25 protein-coding genes and 1 tRNA gene are annotated in these 26,447 nt (G+C 33.6%); 6 read left to right on the top strand and 20 right to left on the bottom strand.

The window, feature by feature from the left end; genetic code table 11:
* Nucleotides 1-59 precede the first annotated feature (59 nt).
* Together B2741_RS04080 and rpe are read left to right on the top strand one after the other, a co-directional pair.
* Nucleotides 60-923, top strand: coding sequence for a sigma-70 family RNA polymerase sigma factor (locus tag B2741_RS04080; protein WP_008256407.1), 864 nt, complete (start codon nt 60-62; stop codon nt 921-923).
* 206 nt (nt 924-1,129) lie between these two features.
* The gene (rpe, locus tag B2741_RS04085; protein WP_291135683.1) at nt 1,130-1,789 is read left to right on the top strand and encodes a ribulose-phosphate 3-epimerase; all 660 of its coding nucleotides are present in this window, start codon (nt 1,130-1,132) and stop codon (nt 1,787-1,789) included.
* Between the two features lie 39 nt (nt 1,790-1,828).
* Here rpe and B2741_RS04090 read toward each other — a convergent pair whose 3' ends face one another.
* The 17 genes from B2741_RS04090 to mraZ all read right to left on the bottom strand — a co-directional run bounded on the left by B2741_RS04090 (nt 1,829) and on the right by mraZ (nt 19,683).
* Complete coding sequence (locus B2741_RS04090; RefSeq protein ID WP_153201450.1) at nt 1,829-2,248, bottom strand: CBS domain-containing protein; 420 nt, start codon at nt 2,246-2,248, stop codon at nt 1,829-1,831.
* 69 nt (nt 2,249-2,317) lie between these two features.
* The gene (locus B2741_RS04095) at nt 2,318-3,178 is read right to left on the bottom strand and encodes a zinc-dependent peptidase (RefSeq protein WP_291135687.1); all 861 of its coding nucleotides are present in this window, start codon (nt 3,176-3,178) and stop codon (nt 2,318-2,320) included.
* 81 nt (nt 3,179-3,259) lie between these two features.
* A tRNA-Arg gene (locus B2741_RS04100) sits at nt 3,260-3,333 on the bottom strand.
* A 49-nt stretch (nt 3,334-3,382) separates the two neighbouring features.
* Nucleotides 3,383-3,832, bottom strand: coding sequence for a GatB/YqeY domain-containing protein (locus B2741_RS04105; protein WP_291135689.1), 450 nt, complete (start codon nt 3,830-3,832; stop codon nt 3,383-3,385).
* A gap of 135 nt (nt 3,833-3,967) precedes the next feature.
* A complete protein-coding gene (ftsZ, locus tag B2741_RS04110; protein ID WP_291135691.1) occupies nt 3,968-5,941 on the bottom strand; it encodes a cell division protein FtsZ in 1,974 nt (657 codons plus the stop codon).
* A gap of 11 nt (nt 5,942-5,952) precedes the next feature.
* Nucleotides 5,953-7,332 carry a cell division protein FtsA gene (ftsA, locus tag B2741_RS04115; protein WP_291135693.1) on the bottom strand — a complete coding sequence of 460 codons (1,380 nt, stop codon included), beginning with the start codon at nt 7,330-7,332 and terminating at the stop codon, nt 5,953-5,955.
* Between the two features lie 8 nt (nt 7,333-7,340).
* Nucleotides 7,341-8,063 (bottom strand): cell division protein FtsQ/DivIB, encoded by a 723-nt coding sequence (locus B2741_RS04120; RefSeq protein WP_291135695.1) that lies wholly within the window; start codon nt 8,061-8,063, stop codon nt 7,341-7,343.
* Nucleotides 8,050-9,396 (bottom strand): UDP-N-acetylmuramate--L-alanine ligase, encoded by a 1,347-nt coding sequence (gene murC, locus B2741_RS04125; RefSeq protein ID WP_291135697.1) that lies wholly within the window; start codon nt 9,394-9,396, stop codon nt 8,050-8,052. The genes B2741_RS04120 and murC overlap by 14 nt, the downstream gene beginning before the upstream one ends.
* A 71-nt stretch (nt 9,397-9,467) precedes the next feature.
* Nucleotides 9,468-10,577 (bottom strand): undecaprenyldiphospho-muramoylpentapeptide beta-N-acetylglucosaminyltransferase, encoded by a 1,110-nt coding sequence (gene murG / locus B2741_RS04130; RefSeq protein WP_291135699.1) that lies wholly within the window; start codon nt 10,575-10,577, stop codon nt 9,468-9,470.
* Nucleotides 10,578-11,930, bottom strand: a complete 1,353-nt coding sequence (locus B2741_RS04135; protein ID WP_291135701.1) for an FtsW/RodA/SpoVE family cell cycle protein — start codon at nt 11,928-11,930, stop codon at nt 10,578-10,580.
* Between the two features lie 12 nt (nt 11,931-11,942).
* Nucleotides 11,943-13,277, bottom strand: coding sequence for a UDP-N-acetylmuramoyl-L-alanine--D-glutamate ligase (gene murD / locus B2741_RS04140; RefSeq protein WP_291135703.1), 1,335 nt, complete (start codon nt 13,275-13,277; stop codon nt 11,943-11,945).
* Nucleotide 13,278: 1 nt separating this feature from the next.
* Nucleotides 13,279-14,499, bottom strand: a complete 1,221-nt coding sequence (gene mraY, locus B2741_RS04145) for a phospho-N-acetylmuramoyl-pentapeptide-transferase (RefSeq protein ID WP_291135705.1) — start codon at nt 14,497-14,499, stop codon at nt 13,279-13,281.
* Between the two features lie 36 nt (nt 14,500-14,535).
* On the bottom strand, nt 14,536-15,999 hold the full coding sequence (locus B2741_RS04150; RefSeq protein ID WP_291135707.1) for a UDP-N-acetylmuramoyl-L-alanyl-D-glutamate--2,6-diaminopimelate ligase: 1,464 nt from the start codon (nt 15,997-15,999) through the stop codon (nt 14,536-14,538).
* Entirely contained in the window at nt 15,996-17,978 is a 1,983-nt protein-coding gene (locus tag B2741_RS04155) for a penicillin-binding protein (RefSeq protein WP_291135709.1), read from the bottom strand. Before B2741_RS04155 ends, B2741_RS04150 begins: the two co-directional genes overlap by 4 nt.
* The gene (locus tag B2741_RS04160) at nt 17,969-18,325 is read right to left on the bottom strand and encodes an FtsL-like putative cell division protein (protein WP_133608187.1); all 357 of its coding nucleotides are present in this window, start codon (nt 18,323-18,325) and stop codon (nt 17,969-17,971) included. The genes B2741_RS04155 and B2741_RS04160 overlap by 10 nt, the downstream gene beginning before the upstream one ends.
* A 4-nt stretch (nt 18,326-18,329) precedes the next feature.
* Complete coding sequence (rsmH, locus tag B2741_RS04165; protein ID WP_291135711.1) at nt 18,330-19,238, bottom strand: 16S rRNA (cytosine(1402)-N(4))-methyltransferase RsmH; 909 nt, start codon at nt 19,236-19,238, stop codon at nt 18,330-18,332.
* Nucleotides 19,213-19,683: a division/cell wall cluster transcriptional repressor MraZ gene (gene mraZ, locus B2741_RS04170; RefSeq protein WP_291135713.1), complete on the bottom strand. Its 471-nt coding sequence runs from the start codon at nt 19,681-19,683 to the stop codon at nt 19,213-19,215. The genes rsmH and mraZ overlap by 26 nt, the downstream gene beginning before the upstream one ends.
* 335 nt (nt 19,684-20,018) lie before the next feature.
* Between mraZ and B2741_RS04175 the strand changes: the two genes are divergently transcribed.
* Both B2741_RS04175 and yihA read left to right on the top strand, forming a co-directional pair.
* The gene (locus B2741_RS04175; RefSeq protein ID WP_133608193.1) at nt 20,019-20,774 is read left to right on the top strand and encodes an alpha/beta fold hydrolase; all 756 of its coding nucleotides are present in this window, start codon (nt 20,019-20,021) and stop codon (nt 20,772-20,774) included.
* A 36-nt stretch (nt 20,775-20,810) separates the two neighbouring features.
* The gene (gene yihA, locus B2741_RS04180) at nt 20,811-21,431 is read left to right on the top strand and encodes a ribosome biogenesis GTP-binding protein YihA/YsxC (RefSeq protein ID WP_133608195.1); all 621 of its coding nucleotides are present in this window, start codon (nt 20,811-20,813) and stop codon (nt 21,429-21,431) included.
* A 52-nt stretch (nt 21,432-21,483) separates the two neighbouring features.
* Here the strand turns inward: yihA and gldC are convergent, their stop codons facing one another.
* Nucleotides 21,484-21,810: a gliding motility protein GldC gene (gldC, locus tag B2741_RS04185; protein WP_262318982.1), complete on the bottom strand. Its 327-nt coding sequence runs from the start codon at nt 21,808-21,810 to the stop codon at nt 21,484-21,486.
* Between the two features lie 2 nt (nt 21,811-21,812).
* Nucleotides 21,813-22,775 (bottom strand): gliding motility lipoprotein GldB, encoded by a 963-nt coding sequence (gene gldB, locus B2741_RS04190; protein ID WP_291135719.1) that lies wholly within the window; start codon nt 22,773-22,775, stop codon nt 21,813-21,815.
* Between the two features lie 81 nt (nt 22,776-22,856).
* Between gldB and nadE the strand changes: the two genes are divergently transcribed.
* Nucleotides 22,857-23,660 (top strand): NAD(+) synthase, encoded by an 804-nt coding sequence (gene nadE / locus B2741_RS04195; RefSeq protein WP_291135721.1) that lies wholly within the window; start codon nt 22,857-22,859, stop codon nt 23,658-23,660.
* An 83-nt stretch (nt 23,661-23,743) separates the two neighbouring features.
* Nucleotides 23,744-24,373: a response regulator transcription factor gene (locus B2741_RS04200; RefSeq protein ID WP_291135723.1), complete on the top strand. Its 630-nt coding sequence runs from the start codon at nt 23,744-23,746 to the stop codon at nt 24,371-24,373.
* Here B2741_RS04200 and dnaG read toward each other — a convergent pair.
* Nucleotides 24,370-26,346 carry a DNA primase gene (dnaG, locus tag B2741_RS04205; RefSeq protein WP_291135725.1) on the bottom strand — a complete coding sequence of 659 codons (1,977 nt, stop codon included), beginning with the start codon at nt 26,344-26,346 and terminating at the stop codon, nt 24,370-24,372. The genes B2741_RS04200 and dnaG overlap by 4 nt on opposite strands.
* Nucleotides 26,347-26,447 lie beyond the last annotated feature (101 nt).

Consider the following 26,447-nt stretch of genomic DNA (forward strand, 5'->3'; position numbering starts at 1 on the left):
TTTTTGTAACCTGCTACGTATAACTACCAGAACTTTTAAAAAGTAAGGAGAAAAAATAAATGAGACAACTTAAAATTACCAAGCAGGTTACCAATCGTGAAACTGCTTCCTTAGACAAATACCTACAAGAAATTGGAAAAGTTGACCTTATTACTGCTGACGAAGAAGTAGAATTAGCACAAAGAATTAAAGCCGGAGATCAACGCGCTTTAGAAAAATTAACAAAAGCTAATTTACGTTTCGTAGTTTCAGTAGCAAAACAATATCAAAATCAAGGACTTACACTTCCTGATTTAATTAACGAAGGAAATTTAGGATTAATTAAAGCTGCTCAACGTTTTGATGAAACGCGTGGATTCAAATTCATTTCATATGCTGTATGGTGGATTCGTCAATCGATTCTTCAAGCTCTAGCTGAACAATCTCGTATCGTTCGTTTACCATTAAACAAAATTGGTTCTATCAATAAAATCAACAAAATGTATGCGTTGTTAGAGCAATCTAATGAGCGCCCACCTTCTGCTGAAGAAATTGCAAAAGAACTTGATATGACTGTAAATGATGTAAAAGAGTCTATGAAAAACTCTGGTCGTCATTTATCAATGGATGCGCCTTTAGTTGAAGGAGAAGATTCTAACTTATACGACGTTTTACGTTCAGGTGAATCTCCAAATCCAGATAGAGAATTAATTCACGAATCATTACAAACTGAAATTGAAAGAGCATTAGAAACATTAACTCCAAGAGAAGCAGATGTAGTGCGTTTATACTTTGGTTTAGGTGACCAACACCCAATGACTTTAGAAGAAATTGGCGAAACTTTCGATTTAACTCGTGAACGTGTTCGTCAGATTAAAGAAAAAGCGATTAGAAGATTAAAACATACTTCTAGAAGTAAGATATTAAAAACATATTTAGGATAACACCTAAAGTATAGCAACAACAGTCTAAGACTGTTCGTTTTTTGATTGATGATTGAAACTCCGGCTGATTACCGGAGTTTTATTTTTTAACCCCTACCCCCCAAAGGGAGGAATATTATCTAGTTAAATCTTTTAATCGACAAAATTTTTAAACTCTTAAACTAAAAACTATCTTTGTGCACAACAACACACACTTTTACAAGTTTATGAAAAACACACTTATTGCTCCTTCAGTTCTTGCAGCTGATTTTGCTAATTTACAACGCGACATTGAAATGATTAATACAAGTGAGGCCGATTGGTTCCACATTGACATTATGGATGGCGTTTTTGTTCCGAATATTTCTTTTGGTATGCCTGTTTTAGATGCGATAAATAAACACGCTAAAAAAACCATAGATGTTCACCTGATGATTGTTGATCCTGATCGATACATTGCAACATTCAAAAAATTAGGCGCCGATGTTTTGACGGTTCATTACGAAGCTTGTACACATTTACACAGAACACTTCAAGCAATCAAAGCGGAAGGCATGAAAGCTGGAGTAGCATTGAATCCGCACACCAACGTAGATTTATTAGAAGATGTTATTCAGGATATCGATTTAGTGTGTATCATGAGTGTAAATCCAGGTTTTGGAGGTCAATCGTTCATTGAAAACACTTATGCTAAAGTTGAAAAACTAAAAGCTCTAATTAATAGAAAAAATGCGGCTACAATAATCGAAATTGACGGCGGTGTAACCAATAAAAATGCAAAACAACTAGTTGATGCTGGTGCTGATGTATTAGTAGCCGGAAGTTATGTTTTTGGTGCGCAAGACCCAATTGCAACCATTGCAGATTTAAAACAAATAACAAAATAATTCAAAAAAGCCTAACAGTAAAATGTTAGGCTTTTTCATTTAATATTGATCGATTAAGTATTTTATTAAATCGGTTGTGGTTATAATTCCCACTAACAATTCTCCCTCACATACAGGAAGTGCATGAAACTCTTTAGTAGCTAAAATTTGAGCCGCTTCTTTGATAGTGGTTTCAGGTGAAATCGAAACTATTTTTTTAGCCATTACTTGCTCCACGGTAAACATATTATAAACTGTTGTATCCACAACATCTTCGTCGTCATCAATAGCATCTGCAAACGAAATTCGCAACAAATCGGTATAACTTAACATTCCAACAATTTTATTACTGTAAACCACAGGAATGTGTCTAATGTGGTACTTTTTAAACAAGCTTTCCGCTTTTGTTAAATCATCTGATAAGTTCAACTTCACTACATTTTTTGTCATGATAGTTGACACGGGCACTTTTTGTTTCATAATACCAAAATTTTAATGACATAAAGTTACTTAAAATTTTGGCTCAAAAACATGATAGATATCAGTATTTTAAACTATAGATGAAATAAAATACCTTTCATTATAGTTAATCATATGCTTGACTTTCAGGAATATAGAAGGGAATTTCATTTTAAATTCCTGTGGAGATTCAAAAAAGTATTCCAATAAAACAGCAACAAATTCAAATTGATTTTCGTAAGCATAATCACGTAAAAAACCAGACTCAATTAAACGTTGCTTCACTTCGGGCTTTGAAACCACACGAAATAAATTTTGAAGGGATTCGTTAAACAAAACAAAAGTTGCTTTATCACTTTTTAATGCATAAATATGAAAAGCATGGGTAAATTCATGTAATCCTAAATTCAAATTATCATTTGTAATATCAATTCCTTCTTTAAAATGTTTCCAAGAAAAAACAACGCATTCCATTCTTGGATTAAACTCTCCTTTGTGGTAATTATCATTTTGAGATGAATAATAAATATCAGGATAAACAACAATTCGTTTGAACAATGGATTTAAATATTCACGCATTCCAAAGGTTAACATTACATATGTTGCCGATATAGTTACTTTCATTTCTTCGGTAATTTCTATATCTCTACCTTCAAAATTATAATGCAAAATTAACTTAGCTACTCTATGTTCGAAATATCTTTTATACTTAGGTTTTAATCGATTGTAAAAATGAAAATTTGTTGTTAAGATATGCTTTCGAGAATCATTTAACTTTAAAAAATTCACATTAGCAAATACCACTAAAGGTTTTTTATAATTACGTAGATAAACAATTTCTGTTACGTAAAAAGCAAAGGCAAAAAAGATAGCCGCAAAAGGAGCCACCACAACAAACATAGCAATGTAATCAGCTAAAAATAATTCGTGTTCTATAGGTGGTGGATTCATTTATTTGGGACTATTTTACAAATAACGTAAAAATTATGTGTTTAAAAAAAATAAACGTCAAGAAATCTTGACGTTTATTTGTGACCTCGGCAGGGTTCGAACCTGCAACCCTCAGAGCCGAAATCTGATATTCTATCCAGTTGAACTACGAAGCCGAGCCTCACCCCAACCCTCTCCAAAGGAGAGGGAGTGATAAAGTATATTTTATACTAAAAGTTTCTTTACAATTCCAGAAATTACTTTCCCTTCTGCTTGTCCTCCTATTTGAGCTGAAGCTAATCCCATAACTTTTCCCATAGATGCAATACCTGAAGCACCCGTTTCAGTAATTATTTTAGCAATTACCGCTTCTACTTCTTCTTCTGATAACTGAGCTGGTAAAAACTTCTCAATTACAGCGATTTGTGCTAATTCTGGTTCTGCTAAATCTGGACGGTTTTGTGTTGTGAAAATTTCTGCACTGTCCTTACGCATTTTCACCAAACGTTGTAACATTTTGATTTCTTGATCTTCAGACAAACCATCTCCAGCACCAGCTTCTGTTTTTGCTAAAATAATTGCTGATTTAATAGCTCTTAACGCTTCCAAAGCTATACTGTCTTTAGCTTTCATGGCCTCTTTCATGTGATCCATGATTTTTGCTTCTAAACTCATATTGTATTTTTTATTTATTGTAGTTAATTTATCTTAAAACCCCAGAAAGAGGTTTTACAAATACTGTGCAAAGGTAATAAAAAAACCCGAAAATTGTTCTTCGGGTTTCTTGGGGTAGGTTAGTTTGTTGTAGATTTAATCCACATTATCATGAAGGAATGAATTGTTTGAACGCAATTGGATATCGTCGTTACTATCAGTTCCTAAAGACATTCTAGATTGATTACTAGCAGTGTTTGGTGTAGAAGTTACATCAAACCCCATTCTTTTATAGGCTGGAATTCTTTCAAACTCATCAATTTGCGAAGCGCTATTGTTAAATTTATGATTGAATTCTTTCATTTTTCTTTTACGTTCGTCGGCTCTAAGTTTTAATGTATCCTCAATAGACATTTCTAAAGGAGAAACATTATCCAAATTCATGGCATCTTCAAACTTTTGAGTATTTGTTTTCATGGTGAAGTTTAACTCTTCATCAATCGGTTCATTTACTACTTCAATTGGTTTAGATGCTACTAATTCTTCTTCTTTTTCCAAATAATCTTCAAGAGAATATTTAATAATTCCGCTTTGATTTACCTCTGTAACTGGAACCACGTTTATAGGATCTTTTACTTCCATAGCGCGTGTTTCTGGCGTTAACTCGAAAACAATTGCATTCTCTTTAACTTCTTCTTTTGCAGCGAATAAATCCAATGAAAAACTCACTTCTTCAGTCGCTACAACAAATTCTGGATCTTTTACTTCGATTTCTCTGATTTGAGGTGTAATGATTTCGAAAGTTGGCGCTACATTTGGGCTAACCACTTCAAAAGTTACATCGATATTCTTTAAAAACTCAGTTGTAGGAACTAAATCAATTGCTGCTACTGGAGTATGAATTTCGAAAACTGGCTCTTCTACTTCTTCTTCTAAAGTAAAAATCACTTTTTGTTCTACTACTTCGTCACAAATAGGATTGATTATATCCGATTTAACTTCTGTTTCAATTGGAGATTCAAAAATTGGCTCATTAACCGGAAGACTAGCAATTGTTTTATTCAACAATTCGTGAACAATTTTTTGTTCGTCTTCTAAAGAATGAATAATTTTCTTAGGTTCCGTATTAACGATTTCAGCTTGTTGCTCAATATTGAAACCTGTAGCAATTACCGTTACCGAAATTGCTTCACCTAAAGCTTCTTCTTCACCAACACCCATAATGATGTTTGCGTTGTAACCTGCTTCAGATTGAATAAAATCATTGATTTCTCCGATTTCATCGATTGTAATTTCGTTAACTTCATCAGTTCCAGAAACGATTAACAACAATACGTTTTTCGCACCTGTAATCTTATTATCATTCAATAATGGAGAATCTAATGCACTTGAAATTGCTTGTTTTGCTCTATCTGAACCTGCTGCTGTTGCAGAACCCATGATTGCTGTTCCGCTGTTTGACAACACGGTTTTAGCATCTTTAAGGTCGATATTTTGAGTATAGTGGTGTGTAATAACTTCAGCAATTCCTCTTGACGCAGTAGCTAACACTTCGTCAGCCTTTGAGAAACCAGCTTTGAAACCTAAGTTTCCGTATACTTCACGTAATTTATTATTATTGATAACGACTAAAGAATCTACTTGTTTACGTAAACGTTCTACTCCAGCTAACGCTTGCTCAGAGCGAACTTTTCCTTCAAATTGAAAAGGAATCGTAACAATACCAACTGTTAAAATGTCGCGCTCTTTTGCCAATTGCGCAATTACAGGAGCCGCACCCGTTCCAGTTCCTCCACCCATTCCTGCAGTGATGAAAACCATTTTGGTGTTGCTATCCAACATTTTCTCAATTTCGGCGATACTTTCTATTGCAGATTGTTGACCTACTTCAGGGTTTGCTCCTGCACCTAATCCTTCGGTAAGGTTAACACCCAACTGAATTTTATTTGGTACTGGACTATTTTGCAATGCCTGAGAATCAGTATTACAAACTATAAAATCAACACCTTTAATGCCTTGCTTAAACATGTGGTTTATGGCATTACTACCTCCACCTCCAACGCCAATTACTTTAATTACGTTAGATTGGTTTTTAGGTAAATCGAATGAAATGTTTCCAAATTCTGACATAGTATCTCCTTTTATTCTGCGTTATCTAAAAATTCTTTAATCTTATCTATATACTTATCAAAAAACGAACGTTTGATTCTGTCATCTGTTGTTTCTTGTTTTGTATTTTGAGTTGCTTTTGGCTCCTCTTTTTCTTCCTCAATAATTGGTTCTTCAACCACAACTTGAGGGCGAGCCGCCACTACTGGCTCTTCTTTTTTCATTTCTACAAATGGAGTAGCACTTTTTGTATTATTTCTAATACTGTTCATTACTAAACCAACTGCTGTTGCATATAATGGACTTGACAATTCTTCGTCTGAATCTCCTGCCAAATGCTCGTTTGGATAACCAATTCTAGTATCCATTCCAGTGATATATTCTACCAGTTGTTTAATGTGTTGCAATTGTGCTCCACCACCTGTTAATACAATACCTGCAATAAGTTTTTTCTTAGGATCTTCATGTCCGTACAATTTAATTTCGGCATATACTTGCTCTACAATTTCCACAACTCTAGCGTGAATAATTTTTGACAAGTTTTTTAGCGAAATTTCTTTTGGCTCTCTACCTCTTAATCCAGGAATAGAAACAATTTCGTTGTCTTTATTTTCTCCTGGCCAAGCTGAACCAAAACGAGTTTTTAATAACTCCGCTTGTTTTTCAATGATTGAACATCCTTCTTTAATATCTTCCGTAATTACGTTTCCTCCAAAAGGAATAACTGCTGTATGACGAATGATTCCATCTTTAAAAATGGCTAAATCGGTTGTTCCACCACCTATATCTATCAAAGCAACTCCTGCTTCTTTTTCTTCTTGACTCAATACTGCATCAGCCGAAGCTAATGGTTCTAATGTTAATCCAGATAATTCTAATCCGGCACTTTTGATACATCTTCCTAAATTACGAATCGAAGCCGCTTGCCCTACTACTACGTGGAAGCTAGATTCTAATCTTCCACCGTACATTCCGATAGGTTCTTTAATTTCGGCTTGACCGTCGATTTTAAATTCTTGTGGTAACACGTGAATAATTTCTTCACCTGGCAACATCGCTAATTTATGAACCTGACCAATCAATGCATCGATATCGGCATCTCCAATTACTTCTTCTGCATTTGGACGACTGATGTAATCACTATGTTGAATACTACGAATGTGTTGTCCAGCAATACCTACCACAACATCATTAATTTTATAACCTGAATCATTCTCCGCATCAGCAACTGCTTGCTGAATGGATTGTATGGTTTGTGTAATATTATTTACAACACCTCTATGAACACCCAAGCTTTTAGATTTTCCTACTCCAAGAATTTCTAGCTTTCCGTATTCATTCTTCTTCCCTATCATTGCTACAATTTTAGTTGTACCAATGTCTAATCCTACTGCAATGTTGTCTTTGTTCATAACTCTAACTATTTCTTACAAACCACTTGTTGCGTAAACATAACGTTTACCTCTTTATAACTTTTAATCAATGTATCTTTTATAGCATGATGAAAAAACGCTTTATAATTCTTTAGCTTTTTTTCAACATTTATTGGTTTCCCAAATGCTATTTTATAATCATAACTTCTATTGGTTAACACCACATTTCCTGAAGCCATAACCTGTGCGCCAGTAATATTTTTACTTAAGAAATCATCTTTTTTGATTTCGTTAAATAAGAACAAAAACGGCTTGCAATTTTCTTCACTTATTTCGCCAGTAACTAGCGGAACTCGTGCTGAAAAATTCTCCGACAACGACATTCTATAACCTTTTGAATCAAGATAATAGCTTTCATTATCAGTAATAACTCTTACGATTGGGGTCTTTTGAGTAATACGCGTATTTAGAAATCCGTCTACTGTTGAAAAAACTTGTGCTTTTTCAATCATCTCGTGATCATCGAGAACAGTTTCTAAAGTATTCAAATCTACTTTATCTTTTTGTATTCTTGATGTACCTCCTAAATTTTGTATTAACAAGTTATTAACCATTTCATGTGTTAAAAACATATTTTCATTCGACTCGAATTTGATATCTATCTTACTGATTTTACGCTCACTATTCCTCTTTAAAGAGAAAGAATAAAGGAAAATCATTGTAAAAATGATTAACACTAAGCGAATAGTATGCCAATTAATTCTTTTCATGAAGCGCTTTTTTTAGATCTTTTACAAGTTCACCAATGTCGCCCGCACCTATAGTTACGAACACATCTGCATCTGAATTTTCAAAAGCCGTGAACAACTCGTCTTTGCTGACTAATTTCTTATGTGGATTGTCAATTTTATTCAACAACCAAGTCGAATTTACACCTTCCATTGGCAACTCGCGAGCGGGATAAATTTCCAATAATAAAATCTCGTCGAATTGACTTAAACTTTCTGCAAAACCATCAACAAAATCTTTCGTTCTACTGAACAAATGGGGTTGAAATGCTGCAATGATTTTTTTACCCGGATATAATTCTCGAACCGCTTGATGCACCGCGTTAATTTCGGTTGGATGATGTGCATAATCATCGATATAAACTAATTTTTCTTCTCTGATTTGGAATGAAAAACGTCTTCTTACACCTTTAAAACTTGCTAATGCTGCAATGATTTTCTCATTTGAAACACCATAAGATTTCGCCATCGCAAAAGCTAATAATGCGTTAGTCAAATTATGATGGCCAGGCAAACCAAATTTTACATTTTGAACTACTTCCGTTGGTGTTTTTACATCAAACACATAAAACCCATTTTCAATTCGGATGTTTTGAGCCGAAAAATCAGCATCATTGTTAACACCAATAGTATTTCCTTCTAATGGCAATCCTTTGATTACGTATAAATTTTCGCTTGGTGTTTTAGCAGCGAATTCTCTGAATGACTCTTCAATACTTGCTGCATCGCCATAAATATCCAAATGGTCGGCATCCATAGAAGTTACGCAAGAAACATTTGGATGTAAGTGCAAAAATGAACGGTCAAATTCATCTGCTTCAACAACAGTTACCGTTTTTCCTGAACCAATTAAATTAGAATTATAGTTCTCCACAATCCCGCCTAAAAAAGCGGTAACATCTACGCCACTTTCATATAAAACGTGACCTAAAATACTTGATGTTGTCGTTTTTCCGTGCGTTCCAGCAACTGCGAAACAATAGGTATCTTTAGTAATAATTCCTAAAACTTCGGCACGTTTTTTAATTGTGAAACCTCTTTCTATGAAATAATTCCATTCGGAATGGATAACAGGAACAGCTGGTGTTACAATTACTAATGTATTTTCTACATAAAAATTTTCCGGAATTAAACGAATATTATCTTCAAAATGAATTTCTAAACCGATAGCTTGTAATTCATCTGTTAATTGCGTTGGTGTTTTGTCATAACCCACTACTTTTTTTCCAATGTATTGAAAATAGCGAGCAAGAGCACTCATTCCGATGCCTCCGATTCCGATGAAATAAACGTTATGTATTTGATTTAGATTCATATTTTTTTGTTTCAGGTTTCAAGTTTATTTTGTTTCAGGCTTCATAACTTGAAACTTGGAACTTGAAACATTTAAACTAATTTCATTATCTCTTCAACAATATCTTTTGTTGCGTTTGGCTTAGCTAATTTTTTTATATTTTGACTCAATTCCAATTGTTTATTTTCGTTTGAAATTAAATCGGAAAATATAGTTTCAAATTGAGCTTCCAATTCAGATTCTTTGATTAAAATGGCTCCGTTTTTATCTGAAATTGCTTTTGCGTTTTTAGTTTGATGATCTTCGGCTACGTTTGGTGACGGAATAAAAATCGTTGGTTTTCCCACAATACACAATTCCGAAACTGACGACGCTCCTGAACGAGAAATTACTACATCTGCAGCAGCGTAAACCAAATCCATTCTATCAATAAACGCTACTACTTGAACAGCCTCCCCAACCCCTCCAATAGAGGGGCTTTTATCGTTATACTTTTTATATTCGTCGAAATATAATTTTCCGCATTGCCAAATAATTTGAATGTTTTGGCTCAGTAAAAAATCCAATTCTTTCTCAATTAATTGATTGATTCTTCTGGCACCTAAACTCCCGCCTAAAACCAACAGTGTTTTTTTATTCGCGTCTAAATTAAAATAAGTAATTGCTTCCTTTTTATCGGCAACTTCAATTAAATCTTGACGCACTGGATTTCCAGTTAAAATCATTTTATCTTTTGGAAAAAATAGTTCCAAATTTTCGTAAGCCACACAAATTTTATGTGCTCTTTTTGCTAATAACTTATTGGTAATTCCTGGATACGAATTTTGCTCTTGAATTACCGTTGGAATATTCAACATCGATGCCGCTTTCAACACTGCCCCACTTGCAAAACCTCCAGTTCCAATAACAACATCTGGCTTGAAACTTTTGATGATTTTGAATGAATTCCACATGCTCGAAGCTAATTTCAATGGAAACATCGCGTTATCAAAAGTAATTCTTCTTTGAATTCCTGAAATCCATAATCCTTTGATAGCATAACCTGCATGAGGCACTTTTTGCATTTCCATTTTATCTTTGGCTCCTACAAAAAGAAACTCAGCTTCTGGAAAACGAGATTTTAATTCGTTTGCAATTGCAACTGCTGGATAAATATGTCCGCCTGTTCCACCTCCGCTAATTATGAATCTTGGATTTTTCATCTATCTTTTATTTAAAACTGCATTCATCGGATTTTGTCCGTTTACTAACACATCGCCGGCTTCGTCTTCGGTTAATGAATGTTTTATTGAACTTTTGATATCATTTATTTTTTGCTGATTTTCATCGGCTTCTTTATCTTCGTTTAATGCTACTTGAGCATCAATAATTTGTTGTAACGCTTCATCACGTTTACGTTTTTCTTCTAAATCTAAGGCTACTTCTTCTTCTTTTTTCGTCACGCTTAAAATAATTCCAATGGCAATACATGTCATCCAAATAGAAGTTCCTCCACTACTAATCAACGGCAAAGGTTGTCCTGTAACTGGAAGCAATTCTACCGCAACTCCCATATTGATAAACGCCTGAAATATGATTGGAAATCCGAGTCCGATGATTAAAAGTTTTCCAAATAGTGTAGTTGCTTTTTGCGCATCAATTATAAATCGGATAAATAATAGCAAATACAAAAAGATGATTCCAACAGCACCAACTAAACCATATTCTTCCACGATAATGGCGAAAATAAAATCGGAAGAAGATTGAGGTAAAAAGTTTTTCTGAACACTTTTCCCTGGACCTAATCCTTTTATTCCACCGGATGCGATCGCTATTTTTGCTTTTTCAATTTGGTATTCGTCTTCGTTTGGCTTGTCATCAAAGAAGCTATCAATACGACTCATCCATGTATCAACACGATTTGGCATTGCATCTGGAAAAGCTTTTGCTACCAATATAAACATAGTCAAACTCACAATTCCAGCTCCAATTATAATTCCGAGATATCGCATTGGGTATTGTCCAATGAAAACCAACATACATACCATTGAAAAAATCAGAGCAGTTGTTGAAAAATTTGCTGGAAGCACTAATGCTAAAACGGCAAAAACTGGCGCCCACAATTCTAATAAGGAATCTTTAAACGAATATTCTTTATCGCTAACCTTAGCTAAATATCTCGCTACGTATATCATCAACACAATAAAAGCTAATGTAGAAGTCTGAAAACCAATACCTATAAAAGGAATTTGTATCCAACGACTGGCATTTGCACCATCGATTACTGTTCCTTTAAATAATGTATAAACTAATAATAATATTACTAACGGAATTCCGAAAATAGATAGCGCTTTAAAGTAATGATAAGGCGTTTTGTGAATAAAAAATATGATTCCAAAACCTAACATCACATGTATAAAATGTTTGAACAAATAACCAATTGTAGTTCCTTTTCCAATAACGTAAACTAGGTTTGTACTAGCGCTATACACTGGCAAAAACGAGATTAGGGACAATAGAAAAACTATAGCCCAAATGGTTTTATCTCCTCTTATTTTACCAATGATATCAAACATTTCTATCTGTTATTATAAATTATAAATGGCTTGTTTGAATTGTTTTCCTCTGTCTTCGTAATTTTCAAATAAATCAAAACTTGCACATGCTGGTGATAACAAAACGCTATCTCCCTTTTCTGCTAAACGTTGAGCGATTTGAACTGCTTCTGACATTGAAGTGGTTTCCACCATAACATCCACCACATTATTAAATGCGTTGCTGATTTTTGTATTATCAACACCTAAGCAAACGATAGCTTTTACTTTCTCACGAACTAATGGCATTAATTCATCGTAATCATTTCCTTTATCAACACCACCTACAATCCAAACGGTTGGTGTTGTCATGCTATCTAAAGCATAAAAAACAGAATTTACATTCGTAGCCTTAGAATCGTTGATGTATTGCACACCTTGAATTTTCAATACCTTTTCTAGTCGGTGTTCAGCACCTTGGAAATTAGTCAAACTCTCTCTGATGGTTTGTTTTCTAATATTCAACAATTGCGCTACAGCAGTTGCTGCCATTGCGTTTTTTATGTTGTGTTTTCCCTCTAATGCAAGTTCGTTGATTGGCATAGTAAATGTGTCGTTTTTAATTGTGGTATTCATGTTATTTTCTGCTAAAAATCCTCCATCATTTTCTGGTTTTGTAACCAGTGAAAAAGGAACTTTATTTGCTTTAATCGTATTATTTTTTAACCAATTTTGAATCGCTTCATCTTCATTGTCATAAATCAAATAATCGGCTTCGGTTTGATTTTTTGTAATTCTAAATTTAGAATCGATGTATAAATTGTAATCGTAATTGTATCTATCTAAATGATCTGGACTAATGTTCGTAATAATCGCAATGTGAGGCTTGTAGTTTATTATTCCGTCTAGCTGAAAACTACTCAATTCCAATACATAAATATCGTGCTTGTTTTCGGCCACTTGCCAAGCGAAGCTTTTTCCAATATTTCCTGCTAATCCTACATTTAAACCACCTTGTTTTAACAAATGATACGTCAAAAGTGTTGTGGTTGTTTTTCCATTACTTCCTGTAATTCCAACTGTTGTAGCGTCAGTAAATTGAATGGCAAATTCTATTTCAGAAATTACAGAAACTCCTTTTTCAATTAGCTTTTTTACAATCGGTGCTTTTTCGGGAATTCCTGGACTTTTCATTACTACATTAGCATTCAGAATTAAATCTTCTGTGTGCTTTTCATCTTCCCAAGCGATTCCATTAATGGTAAGAACTTCTTTATAATTTTCTTTTATTTTTCCAAAATCCGATACAAAAACATCGTATCCTTTTTTCTTTCCTAAGATGGCGGTTCCTACTCCACTTTCGCCTCCGCCTAAAACTACCAGTCGCATCTTATCTTAATTTTAAAGAAACAAGTGAGAAAATCGCTAATAGAATTCCGACAATCCAAAAGCGTGTTACAATTCTACTTTCGTGATAACCTTTTTTCTGATAATGATGATGCAATGGTGACATTAGGAAAATTCGTCTTCCTTCTCCATATTTCTTTTTGGTGTATTTAAAATAACTCACCTGAATAATTACTGATAAATTTTCTGCTAAGAAAATTCCGCAAACTACAGGTATCATTAACTCTTTACGAATAGCAATTGCAATTACAGCGATAATACCACCAATAGTTAAACTTCCGGTATCGCCCATGAATACAGAAGCTGGATATGCATTGTACCATAAAAACCCAACTAAAGCTCCAACGAATGCTGCGATATAAACTGTCATTTCACCAGCATTTGGTATATACATAATGTTCAAATAATCCGAAAAAATGATATTCCCCGAAACGAAAGTGAACAATCCGAGTGTTAGTACAGAAATTGCGGAAGTTCCTGCGGCTAAACCATCTATTCCATCAGTAAGATTGGCTCCGTTTGAAACGGCTGTGATGATTAAAATTACCATTGGAATAAAAATCAACCAAGCGTAATCTTTATAATCATCTCCCATGAAGGATAATACTTCTGCGTAATCGAACTCGTTATTTTTGAAAAACGGAATTGTAGTTGCTGTCGATTTTTCTTCTAAATCAGCTGGTTTGATGTTGTTTTCAATTTTTACTCTAGATGTTAAAGTGTCCTTACGAACCGTTACATCTGGACTCAAATACAAAACAGTTCCAACGATTAAACCTAAACCAACTTGCCCAATTACTTTGAAAATTCCTTTTAAACCTTGTTTATCTTTCTTGAAAATCTTGATATAATCATCAATAAAACCGATGGTTCCCATCCAAAGCGTGGTTACAATCAATAAAATGATGTAAATGTTATTCAACTTTGCCAATAACAAAACTGGAATTAATGTCGCCAAAATGATGATGATTCCACCCATTGTTGGTGTTCCTGCTTTTGCAGTTTGACCTTCTAAACCTAGTTCACGAACGGTTTCACCCACTTGTTGATTTCTCAAATAATTGATGATTTTTTTTCCGTAAATCGTAGCAATTAACAACGACAAAATAAAAGCTAGTGCCGAGCGAAAAGTAATGTATTGAAAAACTCCTGCTCCAGGAACATCAAAGGCTTTGTCTAAGTATTGAAAGATGTAGTATAACATATTGTTTGCTTAGTTTTAAAGGTTAATTGTTGGCTTTTATTTGTTTAATTGTTGTAATAATTCGGTTACTATTTGTAAATCGTCAAAATCGTGTCGCACTCCATTTATTTCTTGATAGGTTTCATGTCCTTTTCCTGCGATTAGAATAATATCATTTGGATTTGCCAATTGACAAGCGGTTTTAATGGCTTGCTTTCTATCTAAAATGGAAACGGTTTTCTTGAAATTTTGAGGTTCCACTCCTTTTTCCATTTCTTCGATAATCGTCTCTGGATTTTCGGTTCTTGGATTATCTGATGTAAAAATGGCTTTGTCGCTCATTGATGAAGCAATATGAGCCATAATTGGTCTTTTTGTTTTATCTCTATCGCCACCACAACCAACAACTGTAATTAATTGTTCGTTTTTTGTTCGGATATCTTCGATTGTTTTTAATACATTTTCCAATGCATCTGGTGTGTGAGCATAATCTACAATAGCTGTAATTTTAGAATCGGAAACAATAAATTGGAAACGTCCTGAAACACTTTCTAATTCTGAAAGCAAACGTAACGCTTCTACTTTTTCGATTCCTAATTCAACTGCTACACCGTAAATGGCTAATAAATTATAAGCATTGAAAGAACCAATTAATTTAACCCAAACTTCATTATCATTGATTTTCAATAACAATCCCGATAATTGGTTTTCTAAGATTTGTGCTTTGTAATCAGCATACGATTTTAAAGCGTAAGTCAATTTCTTGGCTTTTGTGTTTTGAAGCATTACCAATCCGTTTTTGTCATCGATATTGGTAATTGCAAAAGCTGATTTTGGTAAATTATCAAAAAATGATTTTTTTACATCACGATATTCAGCAAACGTATTGTGGTAATCTAAATGATCGTGTGATAAATTGGTAAAAACACCACCTTCAAAACTTAAGGCTTCTGTTCTTTTTTGATGAACGCCGTGCGAAGAAACTTCCATGAAGCAAAATTCGCAACCTTCTTGTACCATCAAATCTAGAAATTTGTTGATAGTTAGAGAATCTGGAGTCGTATGTGTGGCTTTGAATTCTTGTTCGTCAACCATGATCTTTACGGTTGATAACAATCCAACTTTATAACCTGCTTTTTTGAATAATTGATATAATAGTGATGCAATAGTTGTTTTACCATTAGTTCCTGTAACACCAACTAATCTGATATTTTCAGAAGGATTTTCGTAGTAATTAGCCGCTAAAAAAGCCAAAGCTTCGTTAGCATCTTTTACTTTGATATAGGTAACACCATTTACAATTACACTTGGAAATTCTTCACAAATTACCGCAACAGCACCAAGACCTAATGCTTTTTCAATATAGTCATGACCATCAGAAAGTGTTCCTCTGATTGCCACAAAAACATCGTTCAATTCAATTTTTCTCGAATCGAATTCAATTTTTGAAATAGTAATATCGGTAGCTCCATGAACTGCTTCAATTCCTACTTTATATAATATGTCTTTTAATTGCTTCACGATAATTCGATTATGATAGTTTGATTTTTGTTAAAAGCTTGTCCTGATGTTAGCGATTGTTTTTTTACTCTTCCTACACCAATAACTTTTACTTTTAATCCTAAATTTTCTAACAAGGCTACAGCATCCATTCCTTCCATTCCTTTTACATTAGGAACAATTCGCTCTTCCTTTTCTGCTTTTTTATAATATTCTGCGTAGCTTTTTTCTTGAGAAACTACTTTAGCATCGATATTTTTTACATGATTTGTTGATGGAGAATCTGTAAATATTTTTTGTGCTATTCTTTTGAAAACTGGCCCAGCCACATCGGCTCCGTAATATCCTGCAGCAACATTTGGCTTATGAACTACGATAATGCAGGAATATTTAGGTTCATCCGCAGGAAAATAACCTACAAATGACGAAGCATAATATAATTTCGATTTGTCTTTATAATTTACTTGAGCAGTTCCTGTTTTTCCTGCCATTGAAAAATCTTTTGAATACAATTTTGAACCTGTTCCTTTCTTTACTACGTTTTCTAAAACGGCTTGCACTTTATCCAATGTTTCTTGCGAACAAATTTTCGGATTGATTACTTCAGTATTATATTTTTTGATGGTTTTATTCCATTCTTTTATTTCACTAACGAAAATTGGTTTTACCATTACTCCATTATTGGCAACAGCATTATACAAAGTCAAGGTTTGCAATGGAGTTACTGATAATCCGTAACCAAACGCCATCCAAGGTAATGCTACTCCCGACCAACGATTTGTTCCTGGTTGTGGAATAACTGGCTTCCCTTCACCTTTTATTGGTAAACCTAGAGGCTTATTCAATCCGTAGCTGTTGATTCTGTCTACAAATTGCTTTGGATTATTTTTATAACTGTCATAAACCGATTGTACTAAAACTGTATTTGATGACAACTCAAATCCTCTTGCAAGAGAAATTTTACCATATCCACCAGGTTTTGAATCTCTTACTTTTCGACCGTAATATTCGATTATACCGCCTTTTGAATCATAAATTTTACTGGTATCTGCTTTTTTATCATCTAAAACCGCAATTAAATCTACTAGTTTAAAAGTAGAACCTGGTTCATGAGATTCAGTGATAGCATAATTTTGTGTTTCATAATATGAACCATCATCTGCTCTTCCTAAATTTGAAATTGCTTTAATGTGACCCGTTTTGGTTTCCATCACTACCACACAACCATGATCAGCACTGTAATGCTCTAATTGTTTTAATAAAGCGTGGTGTGCAATATCTTGAATGTAAACATCAATCGTTGAAATAATATCGTAACCATCTTGAGGATCTTTCTCGTTGATATCGCTAATAGGTTTCCATTGATTTTTTGCGATTTTTTGCATCATTCGATGCCCATTCTTTCCATTCAAATAATCGCGAAAAGCGTATTCTAATCCTTTACCATCTTCGTTTGAACGTTCGTAACCAATAGTTCTTTTTGCCACCAAACCAATTGGATGTTCTCTCACAATTTTTTGCTCGATTATTAATCCACCTTTATTAGCTCCTTTATTGAACAATGGAAAAGTTTTCAAACGCATATGCTCGGTATAGCTCAACTTTTTCGCTAAGAAAACATAACGACTTTTATTAGCTCTTGCCTTTTGTAATTTTGCTTGATAATGTCCGGATGATTTTCCAAACATCACTGATAATGAATCGGAAAGTGCTTTAACATTCTCTTTAAAATTTTCATCCGAAGGTGCCACCGCATCAAAATAAACCGTGTATTCTGGAATTGACGTTGCTAACAAACTTCCATCAGCCGAGTATACATTTCCTTTGTTGGCTGGAATTGGAAAATTCTTAACCGTTCTTTCTTTTCCTAATTTTCGGTAATAGTTACCTTCAACCCATTGAATATTATTCAGTTTAATCAAAATAAATACAGCCATTATGAAAAACATAACAGCTACAAAATACATGCGATACGATATTTTCTTATCTTCTATTGCCATATTTTTAATTTATCCCAAAAACTTTTTTTACTTTCTTTATCTTCAACAACGACTTTTACTGGAGGCACTTCTGAAGGCAAAATTTGACGTGTTTCCATTTTCTTAGCTACCGTAGATTCCATTTTTAGTTTCATCAATTCAGAACGACGGTCTACAAATTCAGAACGTAATTCTTTAACTTGATTATTTAATTCAGTGATTCGGTAATTTTTCGCATCGTATTGGTGATTATTTGCAATAGCAAACATTCCAAGAACCACAAGAAAAACAATGAACTTCCAGTTCTTAAGAGCGTCATCACTAATAAGAAACTTGGCTTTTAATAAACTGTAAATTCCGTCTTTCATTCTGTTATATTTTTTCCGCTACTCTTAATTTTGCGCTTCTTGCTCTATTGTTGATTGCAATTTCTTCTTCTGATGGTACGATTAGTTTTTCGATAGTTTTAAAAGGAACTTCAAAATTTCCGAAGAAATCTCGTTCAGGTTCTCCTTCAAACATGCCGTTTTTTACAAAACGTTTTACCAATCTATCTTCTAATGAGTGATATGAGATAACACTCAATCTTCCGCCTGGTTTTAGAATTTCTAAGGATTGCTCTAAGAATTCTTTTAGCACATCCATTTCCTGATTGACTTCAATACGAATGGCTTGGTATATTTGAGCTAAAATTTTATTGCTTTTATGTCCTGGCAAAAACTTAGCAAGTACTTTTTTTAATTCGTCAGAATTCCTAATTTCTTTATCTTTTCGAGCTGTTACAATTACGTTTGCCATAGCTCTTGCGTTTTTTAATTCGCCATAATCAAACAAAACTCTCGCTATATCTTGTTCATCATATTCATTTACCACATGATACGCACTGATGTCGCCTTTTTGATTCATTCGCATATCTAATTCGGCATCAAAACGGGTTGAAAAACCTCTTTCTGCAACATCAAATTGGTGAGATGAAACGCCTAAATCGGCTAAAATCCCATCCACTTGTTTGATACCGTGGAAACGTAAAAAACGTTTTATAAATCTGAAATTTTCATTGATTAAAGCAAATCGCTCGTCGTCAATAGCGTTTTTTAATGCATCTAAATCTTGGTCAAAAGCGAATAATTTTCCGTTTTCACCCAAACGACTCATAATTTCTCTAGAATGTCCGCCACCACCAAAAGTAACATCCACATACACTCCATCAGGATGAATATTCAATCCATCAACTGTTTCTTTTAACAATACTGGATTATGATATTCCATCTTCGTCGTCATTTAAATTACCCATTACTTCTTCTGCCAAGTCTGCGAAATCATCCGTAGCGTTTTCAATCGCATTTTCATACTTATCTTTATCCCAAATTTCGATGATATTAATTGCTGAATTCAACACAATATCTTTATCAATTTGAGCAAAAACAACTAAATCTTTCGGAATTAAAAGTCGTCCTGTTGCATCAATCTCTACCATTTTAACTCCCGCTGTAAATCTTCTGATAAAATCGTTGTTCTTTTTTACAAAACGATTTAGCTTATTGATTTTCAACATCATTTTATTCCACTCACTCATTGGAAACAACTCCAAACAAGGTTGAAAAACCGAACGTTTTAACACGAAACCCTCCTCTAAAGAACCCAATTGTTTCTTTAGTGACGTAGGTAGCATCAGCCTTCCTTTGGCATCTACTTTACATTCGTATGTTCCGATTAATGTTTTCAACTTTTTATTTCGATTAGAATAAGGACAAATTTAGAAAAATTTTACCACTTTTTACCACAAACTACCACTTTGTTAATAAGTTTTTAGATTTTAAAAGTTACTCTACCACTTTTAACAAAAGAATATTTGCAAAATCAAGAATTAAGAAGAATTTCTGCAGAAAAATGAAAATCTAATGTTTTATTATTTTCCAGTAAAAAACCATTAAAATTGTTGATAACTAACATTTTACAAGCTTCAAAAGTTTAAAAATAACTCTGTTAAATTTTTCTTTTCATTCTTTAATAAAATAGTATATTTGTCAATCATTAGAACTAATACCTTAAGTGGAATTTATGTTAAGAAAAGAAAAAAAATACACCTATTTTGAAGCTGGCGAAGGAACTCCAATAATCATTCTTCATGGTTTAATGGGCGGCCTAAGTAATTTTGATGGTGTAGCTAATTTTTTTCCTCCTAAAGGATACAAAGTGGTGATTCCAGAATTGCCTATTTACACACAAAACATTTTAAAAACCAACGTTAAAGCCTTTTCAAAATTTGTTAAAGACTTTGTTGTTCATAAAGGATTTGACCAAGTAATTCTTGTTGGGAACTCGTTAGGTGGACACATTGGATTATATTTTACTAAAATGTATCCAGAACTTGTAAAAGCTTTAGTAATTACAGGAAGTTCAGGTTTATATGAAAGCGGAATGGGTGAAAGTTACCCAAAACGTGGTGATTATGAATACATCAAAAAGAAAGCTGAAGACGTTTTTTATAATCCAGAAATTGCAACTAAAGAAATTGTTGATGAAGTTTTTGCAACAGTTAACGACAGAATTAAGTTGATTAAAACCTTAACCATTGCAAAGAGCGCTATTCGTCATAACATGGCAAAAGATTTGCCAAAAATGACTACACCAACGTGTATTATTTGGGGAAGAAATGATAAAGTAACACCACCAAATGTAGCCGAAGAGTTTGATAAATTATTACCGAATTCTGAGTTGTTTTGGATTGACAAATGTGGACACGCTGCCATGATGGAGCACCCAGAAGCATTCAATCAAATTTTGTTTGATTGGTTACAAAAGAAGAATTTATAATAGTTCCCCTTTTTGGGGAATTTTATTTTATAGCCTATGAAAATTAATACCGCCGAATTCGTAATTAGTAATTCAGAAGTAGATAAGTGCCCGAAAGACCGCTTACCTGAATACGCTTTTATTGGTCGTTCCAATGTAGGAAAATCATCATTGATTAACATGTTGACGAACCATAAAAATTTGGCAAAGACATCTTCAAAACCAGGAAAAACGCAGTTAATCAATCACTTTAAAATCAATAATAATTGGTTTTTAGTGGATTTACCTGGTTATGGTTATGCACGAGTTTCTAAGAAAACTAAAGCCGTTTTCCAGCAATTTATTATGGATTATTTTGAGCAAAGAGAACAATTAGTTTGCGCCTTTGTTTTAATCGACATCCGATTAGAGGCTCAAAAAATTGATTTGGAATTCATGGAATATTTAGGCGAAAGCGAAATTCCGTTTGCAATTATTTTTACCAAATCAGACAAATTAGGAAAAAACAAAGTCAATAACCACGTGGAAGCTTATAAAAAACAATTACTAGCTGGAGATTGGGCTGAAATGCCACCATACTTTGTGACTTCATCTTTAGAAGCTAAAGGAAAAGAAGGGATCCTAGAGTATATCGGTCAAATTAATGAAGATATTTTTAAAGATAATGGATTTGTTTAAAAAACAGATACCAAATAAAAAAAGCCGCTAACGATAAATTAGCGGCTTTTTTTTATGCTTTTAATTCCATTTTTTCTGCGAAGTAATCACAGAAATCGCGCATAGTATCCGACATTTTTTCATCGGCAGTAGCGCGTTGAAATGTATCTGCCATTGCTACTAATGTTTGATGAAAAAACTGCTTCATTTCATCTACTGGCATATCCTTTGTCCATAAATCAATACGAAGTGTTTCTTTTGCTTTGCTATCCCAAACTGACAATAATAAAGCTTTTGCTTCTTCTTGCTCAATTCCGCCATCTTGAGCTGTCCATAACAATTTATCGGGAACGTTATTTTCGTCTAAACCTACAGTGATTTTTATATCTGATGTTTTCATATTTATTGCTTCTTTGGTTTGTATTTTGAATTGTCGAAGATGGTTTTGGAATCCATCGCTAATAACTGTTCTAATGTTACATCATCGTTGTTTTCCATATAACTTCTTACTATTTGCCAACCTAACCATTGCCCCACTCTTCCTGGTGTTTGATTATCAATTTCCAAATAGAATTTTGTAAACGGAGCTGGTTTAATGAATCGTAATTCGTTCTTTGGATTGGAATCGAATAATAATTTATTTTCTACCAGATTACTCCACATGTAATATTCGTTTGCTTGACAAAATTGCAACTGAGTTTCGGTATAACCAATTTTCACCGCATCAGAATAAAACGGAATCAATTTATCTTTTACGTACAATTCTTTTCCGTAATAAATCATAGCAGAAAGCAATGTTCTATCGGTTGGAGGTGCAATTTTTCCGTAACAAAAAGTTGAAACTAAATTAGGTAAGATCTGATTTTCTTCTAATTCTGCTTTCTTATACTCTGGGAAATCAACATAAAAACGATGGTCTTTTCCTAAATAACAATCTAAAGATACTAAAGCTAAAGTATCTACATAAAACGCTTTGGCTTCAGTATCCACTTCACTAATTAAAGTAATAACACGAGGCGTTTTATATTTTGGGAAATAATATTGTACGTAAGCAAACATTTTCTCCATATCCGCTTCAACAGGACCTAAAGTTGGATATTTCATTTGTACTTCTTTGTACAATTCTTTCAACAGTGGATTTTTTAGTTTGTTAACCCAAATAGAATCTGGGTTTCCCGCTGGAAAAAAGAAAGGATATTGCGCTTTAATTTTATTTAAATCCTCTGGTTTTGATTGATAAAAGATTTGATCAAAACGTTCTACTTTAAATTCAATTGGAATTTTAGCTACCGCTTCTTCCACCTTACTATCATCTTTACATGAAAATAAAGTAATCGCAACAAGGACAAATAATAATTGCTTCATATAGCGTATTTTTTATATTTTTATCAAAACTAATTTGGTTTGCAAATATACAGTTATCGACTAATAAATTTTCATAAAAAAATGACAAATTCTACCACGTTCCAAGCCGAAAAAATCAATCAACATATCGTAAAATGGTTACTCGATTATGCTACTAACGCAAAAGTAAAGGGTTTTGTTGTGGGAATATCGGGTGGAATTGACAGCGCATTAACTTCTACACTTTGCGCGCAAACTGGTTTACCTACTTTATGTGTCGAAATGCCTATACATCAAGCAGAAAGCCATGTGAATAGAGCAAACGAACACATTGACCAATTAAAAAAACGTTTCCCAAATGTTTTTAATGAAAGAGCTGATTTGACTCCGATTTTTGAAACGTTTAAAAATCAAGTTCCGACTTCAGAAAATGAAGCCGTTTTGAATTTATCGTTAGCCAATACTCGTGCGCGTTTACGAATGACAACATTATATTATTTTGCTGGAATTCATGGATTATTAGTAGCTGGAACTGGAAACAAAGTTGAGGATTTTGGTGTAGGTTTCTTTACAAAATATGGCGACGGCGGCGTTGATATTAGTCCGATTGCTGATTTAGTAAAAAGCGAAGTACGATTGCTTGCCGAATATTTAGAAGTCCCAGAAAGCATCTTGAAAGCCAAACCAACAGATGGTTTATTTGGAGATGACCGAAGCGATGAAGATCAAATAGGCGCTAATTATGATGAATTAGAGTGGGCCATGACTCAAATGGAAAACGGCAAAACCACAGAAGATTTTTCAGGAAGAGAAGCTGAAGTTTTTAAAATCTTCAAAAGACTCAACACCATCAATCAACACAAGATGAAACCGATTCCAATCTGTGAAATTCCTAAAAATATTTAATTTTTACATTAATAATTAACAAGTAATTACATTTTTTTTTAGTAACTTTGGTGTTATATTATGAATAATATAATTTTTTAGTTATGGTTAAAATATGTATCGCAGACAGTTTACCTGTTGTAGTCCAAGGATTACAATCGTATTTTCAAGGTAACCCCCACATGGAAGTTGTAGCATCGGCTAAAAATTTAGAATCATTACTGAATGTTTTAAACGGTAAACGTTGCGACATACTACTACTTGATGTTGAATTAGAAGGTTTATCTAGCATTAGAGATATTAAGAGTTTATTGAAAGATTTTTCTGAAACTAAAATTGTACTTTTTACAACCGTTTCTGAACAAATGTATGCGCCAATAGCTATTAAAGCTGGTGTTTCGGCTTATGTTTCTAAACGAAGTGATTTAAAAGAACTAGAAGGTACAATTGCAAAAGTATCGGAAGGGAAAGTTGTTTTCAGCGAAACCGTTAAGAAAAGCATTGAAATGCTGAGTAAAGGGAAAAAATCAGAACGCTTGTTTAAAAAATTATCTACTAGAGAAATCGAAGTGCTTCGTTACTTAAATGATGGTAAGAAAAACAAAGAAGTAGCTCAAATTTTAGGTTTGGATGAAAAAACCATCAGTACATACAAGTTGCGTTTGTTAGCCAAACTAAATGTTACCAACTTAGTAGATTTATTAAAAAAAGCGAAAGATTTAGACGTAATTTAGTTGTATCTGGATAAAACTCTACCCAAGCTTTTAGAAAAAATATGCGTAAGCCCCAAGTAAGCCATTACCATTTCTAATGTTTCTGAATTATCAGATTGTTCTTCATTTGAAACATTATTTTTCAAATCGTCGATAATATTATTGACTAAATACCAGCGCAATGTAATAATCGTTTCGGTTACGTATTGGCTTATGGTGGCTTCTTTTTGTTTTACATAAATTTGTTGTACTTCCCAATTGTGTAGCACTTCACGCTCTTCATTCATAAGAACCGTGGTAACTTCTTGCGCTAATTCTTCTGGAAGATGCATCAAATATTTATCCAATTCAAAAGCTTCATTTTCATTATAGTATGCAATCAAATGGTTATAAATTGCTTTGAAAACTGGATTAGCCAATTCCACCTCATCTTCTTGCAAACTCAGATAAATACGTTGGTATACTTTATAGTTATTTTGCTCCTTTACCTCAACCATTTCGCCATCTTCATTTTGAGCTAAAATAGTATCTTCAAAAGTGACTTCTTTATCTCCATACAAAAGTAAAATCTGGATGATTTTATGTTCTAATTCGTATTGGATATCAACTTTAGCTGTTGGCTGAGAAACATCATTCTTAACAACCTCAAAAGCTTTTTGTTCTTCTTTGTATTGTTTATTAGCTTCCGATAAGTCTTTTTTAACTAATTGTGCTAACGTATTAAAAAGCACATCTTCGGAAATATCCATGATTCGGGAACATTCCTTAATATATACTTCGCGTTTGATTCGGTCTGGAATTTTAGAAATACTGATGACCATATCTCGAATCAAATCTGCTTTTTTAATTGGATCATTCTTTGCTTCTTGCATCAATAAAGACGCCTTGAACTGAATGAAATCTTTAGCGTTTTCTTCGAAATAGTGCAATAAATCTTCATAAGACGTTTTTCGAGCAAAACTATCTGGGTCATCGCCGTCTGGGAATGTACACACTTTAACGTTCATTCCTGCTTCCAAAATCAAATCAATTCCTCGAATAGAAGCTCGAAGTCCGGCTGCATCACCATCAAAAAGAACCGTAATATTTGGGGTTAAGCGATTAATTAATCGGATTTGATCAGGCGTTAAAGCTGTTCCAGATGAAGCCACAACATTTTCAATTCCAGCTTGATTCATTTGGATAACATCGGTATAACCTTCCACCAAATAACAATTATTCAGCTTAGCAATAGATTGCTTCGCATGGAAAATTCCGTATAAAACTTTACTCTTATGGTAAATATCACTTTCGGGCGAATTCAGGTATTTTGCTGCTTTTTTATCATTGGTCAAAATACGACCTCCAAAACCCAAAACACGACCACTCATACTTTGAATCGGGAACATCACACGACCTTTAAATCGGTCGAATTGCTTGTCTTCTTTCACAATGGAAAGTCCAGTTTTGTCTAAATATTCTAATTTATAACCTTTCCCGAGTGCTTCTTTGGTAAAAGCATCCCAAGTTTCTGGCGAATATCCTAATCCGAATTTCTTAATTGTTTCAGAAGTAAAACCACGTTCTTTAAAATAAGACAATCCAATAGCTTTTCCTTCTTCGGTTTCTAATAAAGTGTGATGAAAATATTTTTGTGCAAATTCGGAAACCAAATACATACTTTCCTTTTCATTAGCTTGTGCTACATCTTCATCTGACTGGACTGTTTCTTCAATCTCGATATTGTATTTTACCGCTAAATATTTAATGGCTTCTGGATAGGTGAAATGTTCGTGTTCCATTAAGAAAGTCACGGCATTTCCGCCTTTTCCAGAGGAGAAATCTTTCCAAATTTGCTTTACAGGGGAAACCATAAACGAGGGCGATTTCTCATTTACAAACGGACTTAGTCCTTTCAAATTACTTCCTGCACGTTTGAGTTGCACAAAATCACCAATCACCTCCTCAACTCGGGCGGTTTCAAATACTTTTTCTATGGTGTCTTTTGATATCAAATTGCAATTTTAATTTGGAAAGTCTCAAAGATACAAAGTTGTAAAGTTAATCTACAAAAAAACTTATAAAAACAAAAAAGCACTTCATATGACTGAAGTGC

The sequence above is a fragment of the Flavobacterium sp. UBA7663 genome (assembly GCF_002483315.1).
Taxonomy (GTDB): Bacteria; Bacteroidota; Bacteroidia; order Flavobacteriales; family Flavobacteriaceae; genus Flavobacterium.

Coding starts and splice junctions, on each gene's coding strand:
- ftsA (WP_291135693.1), bottom strand. CDS start 7,332: ATGAACAAAGACAACATTGCAGTAGGATTAGACATTGGTACAACTAAA.
- murD (WP_291135703.1), bottom strand. CDS start 13,277: ATGCGACTGGTAGTTTTAGGCGGAGGCGAAAGTGGAGTAGGAACCGCC.
- B2741_RS04160 (WP_133608187.1), bottom strand. CDS start 18,325: ATGAAAGACGGAATTTACAGTTTATTAAAAGCCAAGTTTCTTATTAGT.
- gldB (WP_291135719.1), bottom strand. CDS start 22,775: ATGAAGCAATTATTATTTGTCCTTGTTGCGATTACTTTATTTTCATGT.
- B2741_RS04135 (WP_291135701.1), bottom strand. CDS start 11,930: ATGTTTGATATCATTGGTAAAATAAGAGGAGATAAAACCATTTGGGCT.
- gldC (WP_262318982.1), bottom strand. CDS start 21,810: ATGAAAACATCAGATATAAAAATCACTGTAGGTTTAGACGAAAATAAC.
- B2741_RS04105 (WP_291135689.1), bottom strand. CDS start 3,832: ATGAGTTTAGAAGCAAAAATCATGGATCACATGAAAGAGGCCATGAAA.
- murC (WP_291135697.1), bottom strand. CDS start 9,396: ATGAATCTAAATCAAATACATAACGTTTATTTCATCGGAATCGGAGGC.
- rsmH (WP_291135711.1), bottom strand. CDS start 19,238: ATGACGACGAAGATGGAATATCATAATCCAGTATTGTTAAAAGAAACA.
- B2741_RS04155 (WP_291135709.1), bottom strand. CDS start 17,978: ATGGCAATAGAAGATAAGAAAATATCGTATCGCATGTATTTTGTAGCT.
- B2741_RS04175 (WP_133608193.1), top strand. CDS start 20,019: ATGTTAAGAAAAGAAAAAAAATACACCTATTTTGAAGCTGGCGAAGGA.
- rpe (WP_291135683.1), top strand. CDS start 1,130: ATGAAAAACACACTTATTGCTCCTTCAGTTCTTGCAGCTGATTTTGCT.
- ftsZ (WP_291135691.1), bottom strand. CDS start 5,941: ATGTCAGAATTTGGAAACATTTCATTCGATTTACCTAAAAACCAATCT.
- B2741_RS04095 (WP_291135687.1), bottom strand. CDS start 3,178: ATGAATCCACCACCTATAGAACACGAATTATTTTTAGCTGATTACATT.
- B2741_RS04200 (WP_291135723.1), top strand. CDS start 23,744: ATGGTTAAAATATGTATCGCAGACAGTTTACCTGTTGTAGTCCAAGGA.
- murG (WP_291135699.1), bottom strand. CDS start 10,577: ATGAAAAATCCAAGATTCATAATTAGCGGAGGTGGAACAGGCGGACAT.
- nadE (WP_291135721.1), top strand. CDS start 22,857: ATGACAAATTCTACCACGTTCCAAGCCGAAAAAATCAATCAACATATC.
- B2741_RS04090 (WP_153201450.1), bottom strand. CDS start 2,248: ATGAAACAAAAAGTGCCCGTGTCAACTATCATGACAAAAAATGTAGTG.
- yihA (WP_133608195.1), top strand. CDS start 20,811: ATGAAAATTAATACCGCCGAATTCGTAATTAGTAATTCAGAAGTAGAT.
- B2741_RS04080 (WP_008256407.1), top strand. CDS start 60: ATGAGACAACTTAAAATTACCAAGCAGGTTACCAATCGTGAAACTGCT.
- B2741_RS04120 (WP_291135695.1), bottom strand. CDS start 8,063: ATGAAAAGAATTAATTGGCATACTATTCGCTTAGTGTTAATCATTTTT.
- mraY (WP_291135705.1), bottom strand. CDS start 14,499: ATGTTATACTACATCTTTCAATACTTAGACAAAGCCTTTGATGTTCCT.